Here is a 21403-nt window from a genome sequence, read left to right as displayed (position 1 = left end):
TTAATAAGATGATAAAAGGATAATACATATTATACATGACTAACATGTATTATCCCCTATTTTCAGGACTTTTTGTAAATTAGGTCTTGATAACTTGAGGAACGAGAAGGGCGACGGCCCAGTGAGTAGGTGGGAGATGAATGTCGGTTGGCGATAGCCTAATCAATAACTAACCGATAGGTTGGTGTTCTTAGGAATCTCCCCCTTCAATCAGACCGTAAGGTCGATAAGGGGTGAGTAGTTCAACTTTACTGGTCTAGCAATGTATTTGATTCACAAAAATTACACAGATGGAAAAGTTTCGGCACTTTCTAGTAACTTAAAGAAAGTTTCTTCCTAAATAAAGGTTTTAAAATAAAGATAAAGAGTGTGGAGTTGCTTGCCTGTTGTTTTGATCATGCTTCATTACACTTAAGATCCATTGGGATAGAAGAAGTTTTAGCGGATGTACGGAATAGGAAATCGGAGAAGCTTAGAGAGCAGGCGCTGAGAATAATGATAAAGTAATTCCTCAAAATTTTCGGTTGAGTGATTTTCTATTCGTTTGCTTTTTATTTTAGGAAAACACGGGGACGGATCGTGCGTTGGAATGCGTATATGATGTTTGGAATTTCAGGTGCTTATAGGGCACGTGAAGCTTAGCTTCACCCTGTGGTTTGCAGGGGAAAGATAGGGTAGTGGCCTACCTTTTCCCCATACATAGCAAGAAGAAGGAAAAGAGGTACAAGGGGACTAGACCTGTCCCCGCGTTCATCGAGAAATATACGATGCTTGACTGAAATAAGATTGAAGAATTATTCATCTTCATACTATCTGACAAATCAACGAAAAATAATTTTGCTTGCCTTCCTACAGGCTTGCTTTGTACTGTCTAGAGTCCATTTCAATCTCCATTTTCTGATTGGCAGTTTTTCTCTCATTTACAAGTCCAACCGCTAGTGCTGCAATAATTCCTGGAATGGCAAATGCAAGAAAGTTCTGTTGAAATGGCAAATTCAAGGTTAGGAGGAAACCACCTAATATCGGACCTGCGACGCCGCCAAAACGTCCTACTCCTGAGGCCCAACCAATACCTGTTGCGCGTATTTGCATAGGGTAAAATTGGGAAACATAAGAATAGGCGATAATTTGTGTACCAATCGTTGTCGCTCCAGCCATTGCAACAAGAGCATATACAATAAAAAGATTCGATTTAAGTCCTAATAAACCTAAAGAGATGGCAGCCAAGATAAAGAATGTGATCAATACCTTTTTCCCACTCCAACGGTCTGCCGCCCAACCTCCAAAAATGGCGCCAAAAATTGCTCCTAAATTTAAAACTAAGAGGAACATTAAGCTGGAACCTAATGCGTATCCCGCGCTTTCCATTAACTTTGGCAGCCATGTATTCAATCCGTAAATCATTAATAAGCACATGAAAAATGCGCACCAAAACATAATCGTACTTAAAGCTCGTCCACCTTTAAACAATTGCATAACGGTCATACCTGTTTTTTCAGGAATTACGATTTCATACTGATCATTTTTCTGAGGTGTATAAGAAGGATTAAGTTTAGATAAAATATACCCAGCCTTTTCCTTTTGATTTTTAGCTAAATAAAAACCAATAGAATCTGGAAGGGACTTATACATCAAAGGAAGAAGGACTAAAGGCAGGGCACTAATATAGAAAACAGAGTGCCAGCCCATTTTCTCTATCATCATAATCCCAAGCGCAGCTGCAAGAACTCCTCCTACACAATAACCGCTAAACATGATAGCCACCATTCTCGACTTGAATTGTCTTGGAGCATATTCTGTCATTAAAGCCACAACGTTTGGCATAACTCCGCCTAATCCTAAACCAGCTATAAAACGAAAGACCCCAAATTGAGTGGGATTATTAGCAAATCCGCATAATAGTGTGAAAAGACTGAAAAGCATAACGCAGATCAAAGCCACATTTTTACGCCCAATCTTATCCGCCAACGGACCAAAGATGAATGCACCAAACGCCATGCCAAATAGAGCATAACTGCCTAAAGTTCCTAACTCAACCGGAGTAAGCGACCATTCCTTCATCAGCACCGGGACGATGGTTCCGTATACAACTAAATCATAACCATCAAAGATAATGATAAAGGTACACCAGAATAGAACAAGGCCATGAAAACGATTAAACTTTGATTCATTAGCTAATTTATTTATATTGATTGAACGCATATTTTCCTCCTCTATTACACCAATTATTAATGTTATTCCTCAGATATCGCGAAATTGCTACGATTCGCTAAAATCAGCAGGTATGAGTAAGTCCTTTTGCTATGTGGACTTCAACGACTAAAGCATATAGCATGAAAGCATAGCTTAGATTGAAATCACCTTGCCCTTTTTTCTAAGCCGCAATTCCGGTCATCACACCTTTTCAGTGCTTTTTTATGTAGTCAGACAGCAATTCCTCCTTTGAAAATTTTTCCCATTTTTCGAACATCATCCTGTTTCTACGTCCGTAAATCGTTCAACATAAAAATACCTCCTCTCGCTTAATAGTATTTGCAAGATTCGTACCAACTTTAAAAGCCTAAACAACACGACTAAATTGTGTGAATATTAGCAAAATTAGTAATATTCCGCATGTTAGCGAAGCATTTTTAGCAAATGTGCTAAGTGGAGTGAAATACTTGGCAAGATAAAGTGGTGAATTTATCCACAATAGGTGATTGCCTAAAAAAATAGTCTGACTCATCGGATTTTAACATCTACAACCAATACCCAAATCATGTAATCATTGATTTTTACTGGATACAATCGTGTAGAGCAAACTCCAAATGTTTTGAGTCAGACTAATAAAAAACAGCATTTTATTTCAGATTATATTTTGCCATTTTTCGATAAAGGCTAGTAAAATGAATTTTTAACTTTTGCGCAGCTAACGTTCTATCCCCGTTGGCTTTCTTTAAGGCAGATTTGATTGCAGCAATCTCCGCATTCCTTATCGCTTCTTCTAAGCTAAGCAGCGGATGACCAGAGCTCGCGGCAGGATGGGTAGTAGACACACGCCGCGAAAAAAATAAATGGTCCAAGGTTAATGTGTCTCCTTCAACAATATTCATGCCCCGTTCAATATAAGCTTTTAATTCACGTACATTCCCAGGCCAATCATAGTTTACCAGCCATTCTTGAAGATTGGTATCGATAAATTTTACATGTCGATCAAATCGATGATTGAAAACATCGATAAAATGGCGTGCTAATAAGAGAATATCCTCCTTCCTTTCTCGCAGGGAGGGAATCGTAATATTAAAAACAAATAGGCGGTAAAATAAATCCTGTCTAAACTTTCCTTCATCAACAAGCGTACTTAAATCTCGATTTGTTGCGACGATAATTCGAATATCAACATTTTTACTTTCCGTTCCGCCGACTCGCTCAACCTCTCTTTCTTGAAGAACACGAAGCAATTTTCCTTGTAATTGATAGGGAAGTTCTGATATTTCATCAAGAAAAAGTGTCCCGTGTTGTGCTAATTCAAATTTCCCAGGCTTTCCTTCCTTTTTTGCACCACTAAATGCTCCAGCCTCATAACCGAAGAACTCAGATTCGAATAATTCCTCAGGAATCGCCGCACAATTCACCGCAACGAAAGGATTATTTTTCCTCGAACTTAATCCATGGATTGCTTGGGCAAATACTTCTTTTCCAGTTCCGCTTTCACCGGAGAGAAGTACAGTAGAATCACTTGTTGCAATTTTTGCTGCGATATCCTTTACTAAATTTATGGCAGGACTTTCCCCTATAATTTGTGTAAATCTGTATTTATTTTGCTGAGGTTTCTTTTTCTTCATTTCTCTAGAATCTAGAGAATGAAGAAAAGCAACGATTTCATCTCGATCGACATCATCTTCACGAACAATGACTCGATAAACCGTATACTGATTCCTCTTTGTCACGCTTATTAAGCAGCGAAAGCCACAAATTTTACCAAATATAATTTTCTTATGGTTGCTGCTAAAGGTTCCCTGAATGATTTTATTAATAGATTCTCCTAATAACTCATTCTTTTTCATTGAGAAACTTTCACAAAAATGACGGCATACATCAATTATTTTTCCTTGATCATCGACTTCAATGATTCCCCGGTTTTTTGTTAAAGTCATGGTCCCCTCCACAAATATCCTATCTTATAAAAAACAAAAAACAACTAATCCTCTAATCCCTTCACATCTAGTTTGATTGATGCATAGAACCTACTGTATCCTTTAGTTTAACGTTGTTATATTGAAACCATTTCCATTTTTCTGATTATTCTAAAATATTAGTATACAAAATAGTCACGTTAATTCATAGCTATATTCTTAAAAAATTTTAATAATTGAGGGGGGACAAAGGGGCAATGGAAGAGGGGCAAAACCTATCTCTCTCATATGACAACAACCTTAAAAACAAAGGGACGGTTTGTGCGTTTCCCTAAATATTCCCAATTGGAGTGCGTATGTGGTGTTTGGGATTTCAGGTGCTTATAAGGCGCGTGAAGCTTAGCTTCACTCAGTGGTGGGATGAGTTGGCAGGAGAAAATAGGGTGGTGGTTTCTCTTTTTCCCTGAAACGTTTATCTATATTTTACAATGAAGGGGATTGAGAGAAATCAACTCTTGTGTGTAACACTTTTTCATTTGTATGAAAATAAAGAAGCGCTCACCATCCAATAAAGTGTCTGTTTATTCCCCATCCCAATGATAAATGAGCTGTACAACACCAGAGGAGAACGTCCTCGTATTCACCAATTTTAAATTCACTCTTTGCTTTATATCAGTAAACAACGGTGTTCCCTCTCCCAAAATAACAGGGTGGACAGATAATCTAAATTCATCAACAAGGCCTAAATGCATAAAAGTAGTAATCAGACTTGCCCCGCCATATAGCCAAATGTCTTTTCCAGGCTGATTCTTAAGCTTTGCTACCTCTTCAGGAATGTTATCATTAATGAATGTGGCTTTATTATCAGTTCCTTTTTTCGTTTTGGAAAAAACATATTTCTTTTTACTATGAACCAAATCCATCATTTCTTTTTTAGCATCATCAGAAGTTTCTGGAGTAAATTTTCCCCATAAATCATAGCTTTTTCTTCCATAAAATATTGTGTCAATTTGGTCTAAGAAAGTAGTGAATTCCATTTCACGGTCCATGATACACCAATCAATTTCACCGTTGTTTCCTTCTATGAAACCGTCCAATGTGACAGCCAAATCCAAAATGATTTTTCGCTGTTTTGCTTTACTTGACATTGTTTTCCTCCAATTATCACTCTGACATTGTTTTCCCAGCTATGTGTTTTAACAAGTTGCTAAGTAAATTATCTAACTTGAACACGTTATCGAATATTTGCTCTGTTTTTGAGTATAACAAGAGGTCTAATAGGTGGCAAATTTCACCTGCTTCCTTGAGCAGTAAAATGAATCAACATCAGAGCCCCCAGCTGGAATTGCCCCCCTTAACTTATTACAATTCATGGTAAAATACAGAACAGAACATCAAAAATTTTCAAGGAGGACCGGCTATGATTTTCCCATTATCCAATTCCGAAAGAAAACGACTGTTAACTCCCATTAAAAAAACTATTTTACAATACAAGATGATAGAAGAGGGGGATAGAGTAGCTGTAGGCTTATCTGGCGGAAAGGATAGTTCAACTTTATTGTATTTATTAACGATTATAAGAGAACAGCTGCCATTTCAATTTGAGCTCGTTCCGATTTCACTCTCACTAGGATTTGAAGAATTCGACATTTCCCCATTAAAACGGTTCGTGAAAGAACTTGGACATGAGCTCTTCATTAAAGAAACGAATATTAGTCAAATTGTTTTTGATTATAAGCAAGAAAAAAATCCTTGTTCCTTATGTGCAAACTTAAGGAGAGGGATCCTTTTTGAATATGCCGCCTCATTAAATTGTAATAAATTAGCTTATGGCCATCATTTAGATGATGGAATTGAGACTTTCTTTATGAATCTTTTTTATGGCGGCAAACTAGGTGTGTTTAAACCAAAAACCTACATGGACCGCTCGAATATAACTTTAATCCGTCCCATGCTCGCTATCGAAGAAAAAACAATCATAAATTTTGTGCAAGCAAAACAAATCCCGGTAATCCATAATCCTTGTCCAGCTGATAAACATACAAAACGGGAAGAAATGAAAGACCTGGTAAAGACCTTAAGTACGAAGTATCCAGATTTACGGCAAAAATTCATGCATGGAGCGATGAATGTACGAGAAGAAGATTTTTGGAGGATGGAGGAAAAGCCGAGATTTTAGTCTCGTCTTTTCGGATGATAGCGATACATTTTGTTCATTTGATACGAGATGGTAGAAAAGGAAGAAATTATTGCATGCTTTACCAGGCCTATATTGTATAAAGAGAGTAGATCAAAATCAACTTTTGTATATAGAGCAAACCGGACGTGACCTGAGTGAGCGGGTAACAGCTCTAGATAGAAATACCTTACATTATAATAGTATTGCATTCAAAGTGAGTTATAATTTCCAAAAAGTTTAATGGTCTATTATTACTATAATAAAGTAAAATGTAAGATATAAATAAGATTTTCTTATAAAAAGGGGAAGAAATTCTAGTGGATCGTGAATCAATCGTAAAAAGCATTTTAAAATCATCACAGAAGATTGAAAGTAAAATAAAAAGAACATATAAAAAAATATATCAAAGCGTAAAATGGCATCCGAGCGTTAGAAACGAACAGATGCCAAACTTTGTGGCATTTCTTTATGATTCTATTATATCTATGAAAACTTTACCCTCTCTTGAGCAATTTGTAAATGCGTATATGAAAAAATACTATGACAAAGTCCTTCCTGAAGGAATTATCTATCATACTTATGTAGATAGGACAAATAAGGCTTATCAGTCATTGGTTCGTGATTTGCATTTCTACTTCAAGCTAAAAGAAAGTGATCTTTTTGACCATGTTCAATTATCATATGCTTACGACATTGAGGCAAAACAAGATCTGGTTGTTACATTGGGAGATAAAAAGTTGGGATTGCAACTGTTTGACGGAGACGACAGCCAAACCAAATGGAAAGAGAAGCAAACTGCACGGCGAAAAATTATTCTCGGATATCCAGATTATTATATGCCCCTGAACGGAACTGAATGTAAGCCTGTTAATATTGGTTCACAGCGAGAACAATTTTTGGTTTATAGTGACCATGATGTCAAGATGGTTTATCATAAATTGCTAAAAGCTTCAAATGTTGAAAACTATGTTGAAAAGGAAACGTATATACTGCCGAACCCAGCTATAAAAGAGAATAATGAAAATTCTATAATCGGGAAAGAGGAAAAACTTGACGATATAGTTCACTCATATATCTATGTTGGAGAAAAGAATATTCTAGACGATTTAGACAAGCTCAAACGTCTCCTTCAACGTGGGGTAAGAGTAGAATGGGCCTCACCATTTTCGACGGGGAAGCGAGATTTGCCGGTAGAAATATTTGCTCGTTTTCTTGGGAATTTACGCCTCCATCAATGGCAAGGAGCTAGGAAATATAATTTGGAAATACCTGATGGACGTTATAACATATTACAAGGTAATGAGCTGCAGAAAATTGGCGATAATACAACATTTAATTTTGAACAATATAAAACAGAGCATGCCTCAACACAAAAACATTTAATTGTAGAAGCCGGAGCGGGAAGCGGAAAAACAGAAACCATGATTTCGAGGTTGATTTATCTTCTCCATACCAAAGAACTTACTCATTTAGAAGATGTTGTTATGATAACATTTACAAATGAAGCTGCAGATCATATTAAATTAAAACTTTTAAAACGATTGTACCATTTATATGAAATAACAGGAAATATCCGCTACATTGAATGGAGTGAGGAAGTCACTTCGATTCGCATCATGACCATCCCATCTTTTGCTAAAACAGTGATTCGAGATTTCAGTGCAGACCTTGGCTTAGGCAATGATTTTTCTATCCGCACTCTCACCATGGAACGCAGAAAAATTATTGAAGAGGAACTGGATAAGTACATCTCTAAACAGGAATTAAATTTCAAAACACTTGGTGCATTTCGTGAATATGAATGGCGTGAAATAATTGACGGATTTTGGAATGAAATGGAAAAGAAAGGAATCCTATACGATTTTCTAGAACAAATCGAATGGGGAGAGGAGCCTGATGATAAGCTGGAGCATATCTATTACGATATGATAAAAGAAATGCTTTCCAATTGTGAAAAAAAATTCAACGAATTAAAACTAAATAAGAATGCATTTACCGTAAATGATTTGACCCAAAAAATTAGCGAAATAGAGAAAATTCTTGACATCAGACAACTTAGTAAGCCTTTTAAATACTTATTTGTTGATGAATTTCAAGATACCGACGATGTACAAATCAAACTGGTAAATACTCTCACAGATTTAATTGAAGATGCACAATTGTTTGTCGTAGGTGATATCAAGCAGTCAATCTATCGTTTTAGAGGAGCAAATTATACTGCTTTTGATGTGCTCAGTGAACAGCTTGGGAAAAATAATATCGATCGTGACTATAGGTTGAAAAAGAACTACCGTACAGACAGCAAAATCCTTGAAGAAATTGAGGACATGTTTGATGTTTGGAGGAATGATCCTGAACAAATTCTTCCAAAAGAAAGTGAGACAGGGAATAACCGTCTTGAATCAACTATCCATCATTCCATATATAATAAATCATGCAGTTTTGAGGGTGTATATAACACGAGGGGTTATGATTATGCCTCAAAAATTTGGAGCATTTACCATTCGATGAAAAGAGATGAACAAGACGAGGAGGAGGATAAACCAACAGTGTTAGCCATTCTGGTTCGCACGAACTATCAAGCCAGGGAAATTAGGAAGATTCTTGAAGAGTTGCGGAACGGAAAGGGCAGGGATATTGCCTATGATGTCGTAACTGGGGGGAGTCTATTCTCTTCTGCAGCTGCACGGGATTTGTTGATACTTTTTAATGCACTCAATTATGAAAGGGATCCGGAATCGTATTATGCCTTGTATCAAACACCTTTCACTTCTAAACCTTTTAATCCTGCGGTCTTATTGAAATTCGAGGGGGACCGTGACAAAATTTGTACTCACAAGTCCTTCAATGAGGTTGAAGGTTTTACTGAAATACTTGCTGCTTTACGGATAAAACCAACGCTTCATGCGATTTATCAATTTTTAGCCAATAATTCGTTTGAGAAGGTTCTTGCGGCACAGAATATGCAGCCTCATGAAATCGAGCAATATCGTCTTAATCTTTATCGCATTCTCGAACTTGCTGGTGATGAAGCTGGGGCAAGTATCACAAGTGTCCACCATCTGCGAGACTGGCTGCGGCAGCAGGTTGCAAGTAACCGAGATGAAGATGAGATGCAGGCTGATGTTACAAAATACAAAAAATTAATAAAAGTGGTGACGGTTCATAAAGCGAAAGGATTGGAATTTGATACAGTATTTATTCCGTACACATATATGAAGTTTGAAAAGAAAACACAGCAGGAGATGATTGTCGTAAAAGAAAAGGACAAGGTGAGAGCTGGGTGGAAAATCGCAGGGTCAAATGATAATGAATTCCTAGTCGAATCGCCATTGTATCCAGATCTAAAAACAAAAGAAAATACGGAAAATATCCGCGAAGAAGCAAGACTTCTTTATGTCGCTTTAACACGTGCCAAAAACCGTTTAGTGGTAATTTATAATAAATCAAATTCAAATAGAAATGACAGGAGAAATTGGTCCGATCTTATCAGACTGGGGAGGGGGGAAACATCATGACAAGAAAAGTACTAACCTATCAGGCTCCTGCGCAATTGTTCAGGTCAGACTCACTGTTCCAAAAAGAGTATGAGGATTGTCTTCATATTGCAGCTACAAGCAGCCTTAAATCAGGGCTTGGGGAATCGCTTGCGGTTTCCAGATGGTTCAGTGCCCCAATTATTACATTCAGGGAGCTGTTTACAGAACTTACCGGACCGGAATGGGCATCTGCAAAGGCTCAGTTAAGGCAGTTCCTCCTTCTTTCTGACGTTTTGGCAGGAATGTGGAATGCAGATACTAGCAATAGCAGACTTAAATTGCAAGCAATGGAACGAAATCAATTGCAGATTCTACAGACTCTCAGAACTTTGACGGAGCTGGAGATCAAACCATTTCACATTCCAGTTGACATGATAAGGAATAATTCTTCTGAAGCGTTATTCCTCCAAATTTGGAAGGGAATGTTCAATCGGTTGAGCGGTGATTCAGCAAGTCTTCGGGGTTTTTTAAATGGAGAAGCTCAAGATGCTGTTTCACTCAAGGCAGCTCTTAAAACATGGGGTGAAGAACTTAAAAAGAATAACAATGCACAAGGGACTCTTCATAGAACAACAAGTAATTTACCGCTCGATAGCATCCAACAATCAATCGATTTATCTTTAAAGAAAAAAAGGCTAATTCTCCATGGGTTTTACTTCATTACGCCCATTCAGGAGCGTGTATTTAAAGTTTTGGAAGAGGAATACGAATTAATTTTCCTAAATGCGTATGATGATAGGTTTCCAAATACATTTGAAACGGTTAAGCATTTTCTAGGTATCGGGGAACATGAAACACTTCGTTCAACTGATGATAATATTCCAATTCATCCTCTTGCAGTAAAGCTTATGGAAAGCCTTGAGGGGGAATCGAATATATCGATAGAATGGAAAGCAGATAGATATGTAGATCTGCCGCATTTTATTGAAAGTGAGAAAGCAAGGCTCATGGATGACAAGGACTGTACTAATGAGATGGGATATCAACTGATTACACCTAGAGCAAAACAAGTTGAAGAACAACTTATCGCTAATGAATTTGTAACAGTGCCTGATAACAGGAAAAAACTGACTGACTATCCTGTAGGCAGATTTTTATACAGATTACATCAAATAAAAAATCAAAACAGAAATGTCGAAAATGGACTAGTGACATTTGAAGAAAATCTAATACCAGAAATCCTCCTTGACTGTTTTTCCTCAGGCTGTCTTTTTTCCAAAGGGGAAGATATGAAAAATTATGTGAAATCGCTTGAAAAGATTTTGCCCTATTGTGAAGGTGTTTCGACCTTTGAAGAATGGTTTGCGAGGATTAAAAAACTGAAAACCGAAAAAGAATTTTGGGAAAAGAAAGTATTGAAAAACAATCCAGGGGCTTTATCTGATCGTATTCACAAATTCCATTCTTTGCCTATGAGGCTTCTATCTTATTTTTCTGTTGAAACCGAGGATCTTCTCAAAATTGAATCTGGTATTAAAGCATTAAATAAAATCCAGCTTGCGTTATTTAGTGATTTTGAAACGAAAAAGGTCAATATGGCAGTCCATCTTCAGAAAATCGAGGATCTCGTATTAAAAAATGCTGAGGACTCCTTTAATGGTGAAGAAAAGGCCATTGTTCGAAAACTCATAGATGATATTAATAACATTAAGGATAACGAACTTGAGTTTACACTTAAGGATATTTCAAAAGGTCTGTTGTTTTATCTGAATGGGTCGTTGGAAGGACTTGATGAGGAAGAAAGCTTTGGCGAAAAAGTGTATTCATTTGATAGTGCGGATGCAGCCCCATTCCGTACAAACAGGAACTTTCATTTAGCCTTTGCAGATCAAAAGGCGCTTCCGATTTCCCAAGATTTTAATTTATGGCCCATTCCCAAAGGGATACTGGCACATCTTGAAATATCGTTCCCTGAGTTGGCATTATGGACTCATAGAACAGAAAAAAGCAATTCCATAACGAGATACTTGTTGTATATCCTTTTTCACTCAGCAGACGATATACGAATTTCCTTTACAGAGAATTTAGGGAAAGAATCACGACTTGATATAGCCCTATACCTAAAATTGATAGGTTGCAAGACCGTACCTGTCAAGAGGGAGGACTTTCTTACTGAGAGAGTGACAATGGAAGTGCCGAATCATGTGGACTTGAAAAGTTTGGGGTGGACACCCCCAATGCAACGTGAAGCCCAAGTTTGTCCGAAAAGAGCAGCTTTCAGCTTTATTTTGAACGAACATACTGTGTTTCAATCTGATTTTCACCATAGTTTCTTGTACACGAAATATGTTACAGTTATGAACCGGATGGAAAAAGGTATTAAGAATAAATTTGAACCGGACGAGTTTCGTCTAAAGGTTGATAAGTGGTTTCCTCAATGGAACAATATGAAGAAGGATTTCCTTTTTGATTTTATAACAACATCAGATTATGCAAAGCCAAGAATTAGCAGAAATAGAATTGACTATGGAGAAGAAAGTTACAGTGCAGGAATGACGTACTTGAATCTGCTCCCAACGGGCTATGCTGGAAAAGGAAGTGATAATGTCATTCCAGTGGAGGATGTTGTATTTCATGAGGCATGTCCAGGAAAACAATGCAGGTATTGCCCATATATTTCTATTTGTCGGGATGCTGTTTATGCAGTGGATTTTGAAGATAACTAAACAACACGTACAAAGAATAAATTCGTATGAAACTCAATCAAAATAGCTAACCTTAAGAAATCAGCAGCTACCAAAGTACAGGAGTGCACTTATTTTTTTGTCTGTAATTTCCGTAAGAATTAAATATCTGGAGAGCCTTTAAAGAAGCTAATAGTGAGAGGATATCTCTATTAGCTTCCTATTTGATTGAAATATTACTATTATCATTCCTGTTATTAGAGTATTTTGAAATTTGGATTTAAATAAATGAGATAGAAACTTTATTGTACTGAAAAATCAGCATAATAGATACCGCTTTGTAAAAGTGATATGTGGATGTTATCTCTTCCATAGAGATCTAAATCTGTTTTTGTTACTAAAGCAGTCGGCGGTAATCCAAGTCTTTCTCTTATATATACACCTAGGGTATTTTTATTTGGAAAGGAACTGAGCTGTTTTGGATAATGTAAACCATTTACAGTTTGTGAACCTTCGAGAAGAACATCCATTAACGTACCGTCATCCCATATTAATTCAATAGAATCATTTTGTCTATTAGCTCTGCCTCTTCCACTAGATTTGTTTCGTGAACTATCTTGTTTTGGTGGAAATAATCTTGGGAAATTTCTAACATGAGATGTGCGTATTGTAATATACGCATCACCTGGATTAGTATGACCAACGCTATTCCCCCAGTTTAAACCGCTGCTGTCAGGTACTTTGTTTGAACGTGGATTGTATAATTCCAAAGAACAAACAGCATCTACAAAAGGGTGGAGTCCATTGGGAGTAATGTCAACCGTATTACACGGCACCGAATTGTCTAGTATTAAATTTAAATAATTATTTAATTCTTCGAAGGTATCCACTGATGTCTCAGCAAGTGTCTCTCTAAGAGGAATAGTTAATCCTCTGGTAGTTAAGTTCGCAGAACCAATTAATACATATGTAATATCACTTTTATATCTCCATATATAACAATTTGAATGTATTGGTAAATTTGAATAAAGAATTCTAGTTTGTGTCGAATTATGAAGGTTAACCAAAGTTTTGTGCAATGGGAACGGAATTGACTCACTGCCAAACATTCCGTAAATTACAGTAGACTTTATAGGTAAATTTGATAGTTGCTGTATTGGACGTGGGCTTGCATATCCAGAAATAATAACTAAATTATCACAATGTATGTATTTATGGGTATTAAATATTAATTGGTCTAGATTATTACTAAATAACAATAGATTTCTCTCCCTCAAAAAGATTTCAGCAATTAATTTTATTATAATCGTACTTAAACGTATGAAGAAAGCGTTTTTATATTATTCGTAGAACATTTCATATATTCCAATTTACTCTCCCGTAGAAATAGTTAAGCTAAATTATTTAGTATATATTATATGGTAAAAATTTCTGTGCATTATAAATATCTTTAAACGGGATAAATGTTATAATATTAATTTGTAACTTATAAATGATTCTTGATCTATCTAAAATATCATACTAAAATTAATTTATCGAATATACGTTCTTCGTGCTTGGTGTATGGGGGGGAGAATTATGAATAATAAAGATAATAAAATGAAGGTTCTCGATTTATTTTGCGGGTGCGGAGGATTGTCACAAGGATTTTTAGATGCTGGTTTTGACGTAGTCTTAGGTGTTGATTTTGAACAGGCTGCATTAGAAACATATAAACATAACCATAAAGAATCTGATGTTTTATTAACAGATTTATCAAAAGATGAAAGCATTTTTGAGATTGAAAGGGCTCTTGGAGGAAAACGAATTGATATTATCATAGGTGGTCCACCGTGCCAAGGCTTCTCATTGACAGGATCAAGGGATATTAATGACACGAGGAATTTATTATATTTAGCAGTTGTAAAAGCTGTAAGAAAATTTAAACCTAAAGCTTTTTTAATAGAAAATGTTCCTGGAATTGCAACATTATATGGCGGAGTAGTGAAACAACAAATTATAAATACTTTTGAGGATATGGAATATAATGTTTCAGTTACAGAAAAGCCTCTCATAGCAGCTGATTATGGAGTCCCTCAAATGCGGAAGAGAATGTTTTTTGTGGGATTTCAAAAAGGATATGGTTATTTTGAATTTCCACAACCAACACATACTCCTGAAAATTATATAACATGTCTCGAAGCTCTTAGTGATTTACAAAGCAGAGAAGATAATTTAGGCAGTGAAATAGATAATTATATTATGCCGCCTCAATCTCTATACCAAGAATATATGAGGAAAGATAGTGAAAAATTATATAATCATGTTGCAACTAAACATACTGATTACGTTAAATGGGTAATCAACCAAGTTCCGGAGGGGGGAAATTATAAAGATTTACCCCCTGGGGTTGGTGAAAGTCGAAAGTTTAATGAAGCATGGACTAGATATGATAGTAAAAGACCATCAAGAACTATTGATACAGGACATAGGAATCATTTTCATTATGAATATAACAGGGTGCCGACTATAAGGGAAAATGCCCGTCTCCAGTCATTTAGAGATGATTTTGTCTTTTTAGGAACACGTACGCAGCAAAATAAGCAGGTTGGAAACGCAGTTCCCCCTTTATTATCCTTTAATATAGCTAGGTCCATTAATCAACATTTCGAAGATATTAAGATCGGGCAGAAAAAAATAGATGATAATAAACAGTTAGAGCTTGAAATATAAGGTGATAGTGTGAAAAAAATAAATACATTAGAATTATTTGTGGGATGCGGCGGTCTTTTAGATGGTTTTGAGAAGTCTGGTTACTATAACACAGTAGCAAGTGTTGAATGGCAAAGGTATGCATGTGATACCCTGATAAATAGACTCAGCAAAAAATATAATTATTCTGATGCTAAAAAGAGAGTTCTTCATTTCGATATTCAAAGAACAGAAGATTTAATTCATGGGTGGGAAAAGGATGAAGAATATGGTTCGAATAATGGGCTCAATCTTATTGTGAACAATAAGGAAATCGATGTCATCGTAGGTGGTCCTCCATGTCAGGCTTATTCTGTAGCTGGAAGAATTCAGGATAAAAATGAAATGAAGTATGATTATCGAAATTATCTATTTGAAAGTTATTTAAATGTTGTAAAAGTATACAATCCAAAATTAGTTGTATTTGAAAATGTAGAAGGAATGTTATCAGCAACGCCCAATGGAGAAAGTATTGTAGACAAGATAAGACAAAGTTTTAATGAACATGGCTTTGATATCATTGATGATATTAGAGGGCAGGCACTGCTTGATCTATCACATTTTGGAGTGCCCCAAAAAAGAAAGCGGGTTATTCTTGTTGGCCTTAATAGAAAATATTTTGGAACAAGTAACAATCAAGAAACGTTGTACAATTTTTATAATGTAATTTTAAATAATTATCGTAGTGAACATATTCCAACTGTATTTGATGCAATAAGTAACCTGCCAAAACTATTTCCTGCAGATGAAGAATACAGAACAGATGGAAGAAAGTTTTCTCATACTCCTGATAAAACAAATATAAATTGGCACATTCCTCGATATCATAATAGGCGAGATATTGATATTTTTAGAATACTAGCTAAAGATATTGATTCGGGAGAAAATAAATATCAAACAACTGATGCAATAAAACAACTATATACAAATAGAACAGGGAAAATATCCAATGTTCATAAATATCATGTATTACGATGGGATAAACCAAGTAATACTATTCCTGCACATTTAAAAAAAGATGGATTAAGACACATACATCCTGATCCACAACAAGCTAGAACAATTACAGTAAGAGAAGCTGCTAGATTACAAACATTTGAAGATGACTTTGAATTCATTGGAAGTATGGTGCAAAATTATGAAATGATCGGAAATGCAGTTCCTCCAGAATTTAGTAAGAGACTTGCTTTTGCAATTAATGATCTATTAATAAAGAATGGAATGGTTTAAAACCATTCCATTCTTTCATTGAAAAGTCTAAATTAAGTCTAACAATTAATTTATGTATATAAATTATCATGTAATTATATGGGGATAGTCAAATGATAGTATTTTTATTACTATTAAAAATAAAAAGTGAACATTCCAAAAGGGGTGTAATTAGAAAATGAATTCAAATATACAAGAAGATAACAAGTATTTCATTATTGACTTGTTTGCCGGTGCAGGGGGAATGAGTAATGGGTTTGAACAAACAGGGTGTTTTAAAACAATCGGTGCTGTTGAGCTCAATCAATCTGCTTTAAAGACTTTCATAAATAATCATTCAACATTCGCTGGACTGGAAACTTTCTCTGACATAAAGAAGGTTGATTTTTCAAAAGTTGATGTATTTAACAGTGTGCCTAAAAAAGATTTAATAGTAATAGGAGGACCTCCATGCCAGGGTTTTTCTAATGCAAATCGGCAGAGAAATAATTTAATTTCTGGGAATAATCAGCTTGTAAAAGAATATGTTAGAGCAATTCGTCAATTAAAGCCAGCCGCCTTCGTAATGGAAAATGTTAAAACCATAAAGTCTGATAAACATAAATTTTTTGTGACCAATGGCCGCATTAAACTAGCTGATGGTGAAGTTGACATATTCAGTACTGAAGAGTACCTAACGAAAGAACTAGGAGTTGAAATTGAGAATACATCTCTTACTTTGATACGCTCATCTAACAAGTCCAAAATGCTTGAAAATATACTTCATATCATTGTAGAGGAACAAAATGAAGTATCTCCAATTATCAGCGGACAAAATAACAGTTATTTATCTCAAATAAGAAGTTTGCACCGTAGATTAAGTAAATCGAATTACATACAGGCGAAGAATAAGATAGAGGCAAGAGTTTTTGAACGTATGTCTGAGGTAATCAATATGACTAATTCTTGTGAATTAATCGCTCCTGTAATTAGGGAAACAGCTTTAATATTAGATAAATTAAGCTCTGGAGCAAGATTGTTTGCTTCAGATATAAAAGAAGTAATTGAAACATTTATGTCTATTAATCATTTTTTGTTGTGTATTAAGGAACTTCAAGGTGAGGACATTAAATACAAACTTAATAAACCGGTAATTACTAAGGGAGTACTGACAGTATCTGCAGAGGTAAAATCTTATAATGTGTTGGATTATGTATTAAAATCACTGGAGAAAGAAGGATATATTGTAAAGGATATGGTGTTAAATGCTACAGATTACGGAGTCCCTCAGAAAAGAAATCGGTTCTTTTTAATAGGGATTAATACAAATGCAGCAAGTAATGATATTAATATAAAAGAGCCAAGTAAAATTGCCAGCGAATCTTTTACTGTTTATGATGCATTTGCAAGTCTGATAAAATATATGCCGGGAAAAGATGTGAAAGATAACATAATCTTAAACATATCTATAGAAGAGCGTATTAAAACAAACAGCAGATTAGAAAAATATTATACTGAGGGATATAAAAATACAATTGTCAAGAACCATATTAATACGGAAAGTAAGGATATGAGCATAAGGCGTTTTGAATCATTGGATCAAGGACAGAATTTTCACGATTTATCTGATGATTTAAAGTCTAATTACACAGATACAAGCAGAACTCAAAACACAGTATATTTACGGTTGAAACATGATGAACCTTCCCGAACTGTAGTAAATGTTAGAAAGTCGATGTGGATTCATCCGGAATATAATCGATCTATCAGCATACGTGAAGCTGCAAGGCTGCAGACATTTCCTGACAGCTTCGAATTTTTTGGTAAAAAGGATGAGCAGTATCAGCAGATTGGCAATGCAGTACCCCCTTTATTAGCTCGTGCAGTAGCTGAGAAGATACTTGAACTATTAAATAAAAAACCTAAGTATCCAATAGGTGAAGTTCTGAATCAACATTTAGAAGTAAACGTTTAATTTATTAGTGCCAAATAGTCTCTGCGAAATTGCAGGGATTATTTTGTTATATTGAATAATATTTCCAGTTATGCATGTATATGCGATTGAATTAGAACGAGTGGTTCTGTTAATCTATTGTTTAATAGTATTTATAATATCGTTGCTACAAGTCTGGTTTTACTAAATTCAGTATTAAAAGGTAAATAATATTAGGGGTAATAATCGTCAATATTTGACAAATTCATGTTAGAATTGACATATAGTATTAGGCTGGGAGGAATAGACCATGGTAAATATTCATTTACCTGAATTTGATTATATAAGAAATATGATTAAAAATATGAAGAGAACGGGAAATGACTGGGGTAAAATTGAAGAAAATTTTGAAGCACTTAAAATTATGGGTGCTATACAGCATGATTTAAGCAAAGATACCTGGGGAGAAATAATCAGAGAACAGAAATATGAATACCACAAGGCAGAAAATATTGAAAAAATTGAAATAGAAACAACAATAGTATCTTTGGACGAGAACAACAAAACTTATGTACCAACTGATGCAAGGTCTTCATGGCAACTATATAAAAATAAACTTTTGAAAAATGGCTGGAGAGAAGATGCTGTTAATAATCTGGAAAAAAGTACTATCAGCATATTAAGAAAGTTGAATAATGATACCAGAACAACAGGCCCTGTAAAAGGTCTGGTAATAGGCCAGGTTCAGTCAGGAAAAACGGCAAGTATGGCAGGATTGATGGCTATGGCAGCAGATTGGGGCTGGAATATGTTCATTGTGCTATCCGGCATGATTGAGAATCTTCGATTGCAGACTCAGGATCGACTTATTAATGACTTGAACAATCCAGGCAACAATAATTGGAGATCATTGCATAAATTGTCGAAAAGATCCCAAATAGGTGATCTTCCCCAGGCTTTGAATTTCGAGGAAACTTCAACCCAAAAATATCTAAATGTCTGCCTGAAAAATAAAACAAGACTGGAAAACCTCATCGGATGGTTAAAATCAGATAAAAAGAAGTCAAGGCAAATGAAAATATTGGTTATTGATGACGAAGCAGACCAAGGAAGTATTAATACTAAAAATATAGATAAAGATGAAAGAGCTAAAATTAATGAGTTAATCATTAAGCTTATTGAAGTGAGTAAAGGTACAGAATATCAGCCAAAATCAATGAATTATATCTGCTATACTGCGACCCCATATTCCAATTTTTTAAATGAATCCTCTGATGATTCATTGTACCCTAAAGATTTTATCGGTATCTTACCTGTTTCAAATGAATACTTTGGTCCAAAGCAAATCTTTGGACTGGAGGGCTCTGAAGAATATGAAGGACTGGATATAATCCGTCAAATATCTGAAGAAGATTTAGAATGCGTGAAAGAATTACATGATGCGAAGATTGAAGCTATACCAAAAAGCCTGCAGGACAGCATATGTTGGTTTATTTGTATTACCGCAGTTATGAGGTTTAATAAATATAAAAAACCAGTCAGTATGCTTGTTCATACAAGTCAAAAACAAGCACATCATGACCTGATGTCCAGAGCAATTACAAAATGGATTTGTAATTTAAATAAACGAAAATTAACCGCTAAATGTAAGGGAATTTATGAATTAGAACGTGAGCAATTTAATTTGGATAAGTTTCAAATTGGTTATAAAGAATATCCCGTTCCAAATGATGAAATCAATGGATATCCTGAATTTGATCAAATTAAATCATTTATTGAGGAAATCATTGAAACAAATATATCCCATATAATAATGGACGAAGAAGGGGAACTTGATTATCACAAGGGAATTCACTTATGTATAGACAACAGTGCTAATAATGGGATAACTGAAGAGGATACGTATATACGCCTAGCCTACCCTGGTAAAGAAAAACTAAAAGAGCTTAATACAGCACCAGCTTTTATAATTGTCGGAGGAAACACTTTATCAAGAGGGCTTACAATTGAAGGTCTTGTAAGTACGTATTTTTTAAGAGCTGCTACCGCCGCGGATTCACTTATGCAAATGGGTCGTTGGTTTGGATATAGAAAAGGATATGAATTATTACCAAGAATTTGGATGACACAGAATACTTATGATAAATTCTTCTTTTTAACTTTATTAGAAGAAGAGCTTAGAGAAGAACTGGAACAATTTGCTCTGGATCATAAGAGCCCTTCTGAATATGGACCAAGAGTTAAAAACACACCTAAAGCTTCATGGCTTCGAGTTACTGCTAAAAATAAAATGCAAAAGGCGGAAGAAATAGAAATGGACTTTTCCGGGGCTTCTATACAAACGATTCATTTTGAAAATAACAAAATAGAGTTACGGAAAAATATTGATACGGCAGAGAACTTTTTGCAGAATTATTGCGGCAGGTCGGAAAAATCAAAAATTGCAAATGCAATAGTATATAGAGATGTAGATTTTAACAAAATCAAAAATGAATTTTTATTAAAAATGATTTTCAACCAAAGATCTAAAGCATTTGATCAAATTGATGTATTTTGTGATTGGTATGAAAAAGTACAGAATGAAATCAATTTTAAGAACTGGAATGTTATTGTAGCTGGGGCAGGAAAGGTAGAAGAAGGATATTCGAAAGGTCCGAAAAAATGGTATTTAGGAGATTATACTGTTGGAATGGTAAATCGTTCGGCAAAGGCTTCATCTATGAATTATAAAGATGGTACTGTCAATATAGGTGTTTTAAGAGGACCGAATGATGTGTATGCAGATATCAAAGATGAATCATGTATGAAAGAGATTAGTAAAAAAGGTGTTAAAAATAAAGATATTAGAGAAATCAGACAGAAGTTTGGTTTAGGTGATGTTCCACAGTTAATTATATACAGAATAACCAAAGATTCTGAAGCCAGGAATTCTGCCGGCAATAAAGATGAAACCAAATCGGATAGAATTGATTTGAACTTCGATGAAGATATTATCGGAGTTTATATTCATGTACCAGGGGATAATTCGAATAAACCGCATGCGAAGGCTCTAAGAGTAATAATCGATAATGATGATGATGAATAACGGGGGATAA

11 protein-coding genes are annotated in these 21403 nt (G+C 35.2%); 7 read left to right on the top strand and 4 right to left on the bottom strand.

Features of this window, described 5'->3' with window-relative positions; all coding sequences use genetic code 11:
- Positions 1–849 precede the first annotated feature (849 nt).
- From HNR53_RS21890 to HNR53_RS21880, 3 genes are all read right to left on the bottom strand, one after another.
- The gene (locus HNR53_RS21890) at positions 850–2202 is read right to left on the bottom strand and encodes an MFS transporter (RefSeq protein WP_184530106.1); all 1353 of its coding nucleotides are present in this window, start codon (positions 2200–2202) and stop codon (positions 850–852) included.
- A gap of 638 nt (positions 2203–2840) precedes the next feature.
- Positions 2841–4136, bottom strand: a complete 1296-nt coding sequence (locus HNR53_RS21885) for a sigma-54 interaction domain-containing protein (RefSeq protein ID WP_184530104.1) — start codon at positions 4134–4136, stop codon at positions 2841–2843.
- Positions 4137–4696: 560 nt separating this feature from the next.
- Positions 4697–5263 (bottom strand): dihydrofolate reductase family protein, encoded by a 567-nt coding sequence (locus HNR53_RS21880; RefSeq protein ID WP_184530102.1) that lies wholly within the window; start codon positions 5261–5263, stop codon positions 4697–4699.
- Positions 5264–5535: 272 nt separating this feature from the next.
- Between HNR53_RS21880 and HNR53_RS21875 the strand changes: the two genes are divergently transcribed.
- The 3 genes from HNR53_RS21875 to HNR53_RS21865 all read left to right on the top strand — a co-directional run bounded on the left by HNR53_RS21875 (position 5536) and on the right by HNR53_RS21865 (position 12499).
- A complete protein-coding gene (locus tag HNR53_RS21875) occupies positions 5536–6294 on the top strand; it encodes a tRNA lysidine(34) synthetase (RefSeq protein WP_184530101.1) in 759 nt (252 codons plus the stop codon).
- Between the two features lie 317 nt (positions 6295–6611).
- A complete protein-coding gene (locus HNR53_RS21870) occupies positions 6612–9812 on the top strand; it encodes a UvrD-helicase domain-containing protein (RefSeq protein ID WP_184530098.1) in 3201 nt (1066 codons plus the stop codon).
- The gene (locus tag HNR53_RS21865; protein WP_184530096.1) at positions 9809–12499 is read left to right on the top strand and encodes a hypothetical protein; all 2691 of its coding nucleotides are present in this window, start codon (positions 9809–9811) and stop codon (positions 12497–12499) included. The genes HNR53_RS21870 and HNR53_RS21865 overlap by 4 nt, the downstream gene beginning before the upstream one ends.
- Before the next feature lie 260 nt (positions 12500–12759).
- Here HNR53_RS21865 and HNR53_RS21860 read toward each other — a convergent pair whose 3' ends face one another.
- Positions 12760–13716 carry a restriction endonuclease PLD domain-containing protein gene (locus HNR53_RS21860; protein WP_184530094.1) on the bottom strand — a complete coding sequence of 319 codons (957 nt, stop codon included), beginning with the start codon at positions 13714–13716 and terminating at the stop codon, positions 12760–12762.
- A gap of 319 nt (positions 13717–14035) precedes the next feature.
- Here HNR53_RS21860 and HNR53_RS21855 point away from each other — a divergent pair, with 319 nt between their 5' ends.
- From HNR53_RS21855 to HNR53_RS21840, 4 genes are all read left to right on the top strand, one after another.
- Positions 14036–15169 carry a DNA cytosine methyltransferase gene (locus tag HNR53_RS21855; RefSeq protein WP_184530092.1) on the top strand — a complete coding sequence of 378 codons (1134 nt, stop codon included), beginning with the start codon at positions 14036–14038 and terminating at the stop codon, positions 15167–15169.
- A 9-nt stretch (positions 15170–15178) separates the two neighbouring features.
- A complete protein-coding gene (locus HNR53_RS21850) occupies positions 15179–16417 on the top strand; it encodes a DNA (cytosine-5-)-methyltransferase (RefSeq protein ID WP_184530090.1) in 1239 nt (412 codons plus the stop codon).
- Positions 16418–16574: 157 nt separating this feature from the next.
- Positions 16575–18350 (top strand): DNA cytosine methyltransferase, encoded by a 1776-nt coding sequence (locus HNR53_RS21845; RefSeq protein ID WP_184530088.1) that lies wholly within the window; start codon positions 16575–16577, stop codon positions 18348–18350.
- Between the two features lie 268 nt (positions 18351–18618).
- Complete coding sequence (locus HNR53_RS21840; RefSeq protein WP_184530086.1) at positions 18619–21393, top strand: Z1 domain-containing protein; 2775 nt, start codon at positions 18619–18621, stop codon at positions 21391–21393.
- The last annotated feature ends 10 nt before the right edge of the window (positions 21394–21403 follow it).

Source organism: Bacillus benzoevorans (assembly GCF_014207535.1).
In the GTDB taxonomy this organism is placed as follows: Bacteria; Bacillota; Bacilli; order Bacillales; family Cytobacillaceae; genus Bacillus_BD; species Bacillus_BD benzoevorans.
Note: the sequence above shows the minus strand (reverse complement) of the source record. Positions and strands in the feature narration are given on the sequence as shown.

Bases quoted from the DNA above. Each gene is read 5' to 3' on its own strand.
- HNR53_RS21885 (WP_184530104.1), bottom strand. From the start codon at position 4,136: ATGACTTTAACAAAAAACCGGGGAATCATTGAAGTCGATGATCAAGGA.
- HNR53_RS21845 (WP_184530088.1), top strand. From the start codon at position 16,575: ATGAATTCAAATATACAAGAAGATAACAAGTATTTCATTATTGACTTG.
- HNR53_RS21865 (WP_184530096.1), top strand. From the start codon at position 9,809: ATGACAAGAAAAGTACTAACCTATCAGGCTCCTGCGCAATTGTTCAGG.
- HNR53_RS21880 (WP_184530102.1), bottom strand. From the start codon at position 5,263: ATGTCAAGTAAAGCAAAACAGCGAAAAATCATTTTGGATTTGGCTGTC.
- HNR53_RS21840 (WP_184530086.1), top strand. From the start codon at position 18,619: ATGGTAAATATTCATTTACCTGAATTTGATTATATAAGAAATATGATT.
- HNR53_RS21890 (WP_184530106.1), bottom strand. From the start codon at position 2,202: ATGCGTTCAATCAATATAAATAAATTAGCTAATGAATCAAAGTTTAAT.
- HNR53_RS21855 (WP_184530092.1), top strand. From the start codon at position 14,036: ATGAATAATAAAGATAATAAAATGAAGGTTCTCGATTTATTTTGCGGG.
- HNR53_RS21875 (WP_184530101.1), top strand. From the start codon at position 5,536: ATGATTTTCCCATTATCCAATTCCGAAAGAAAACGACTGTTAACTCCC.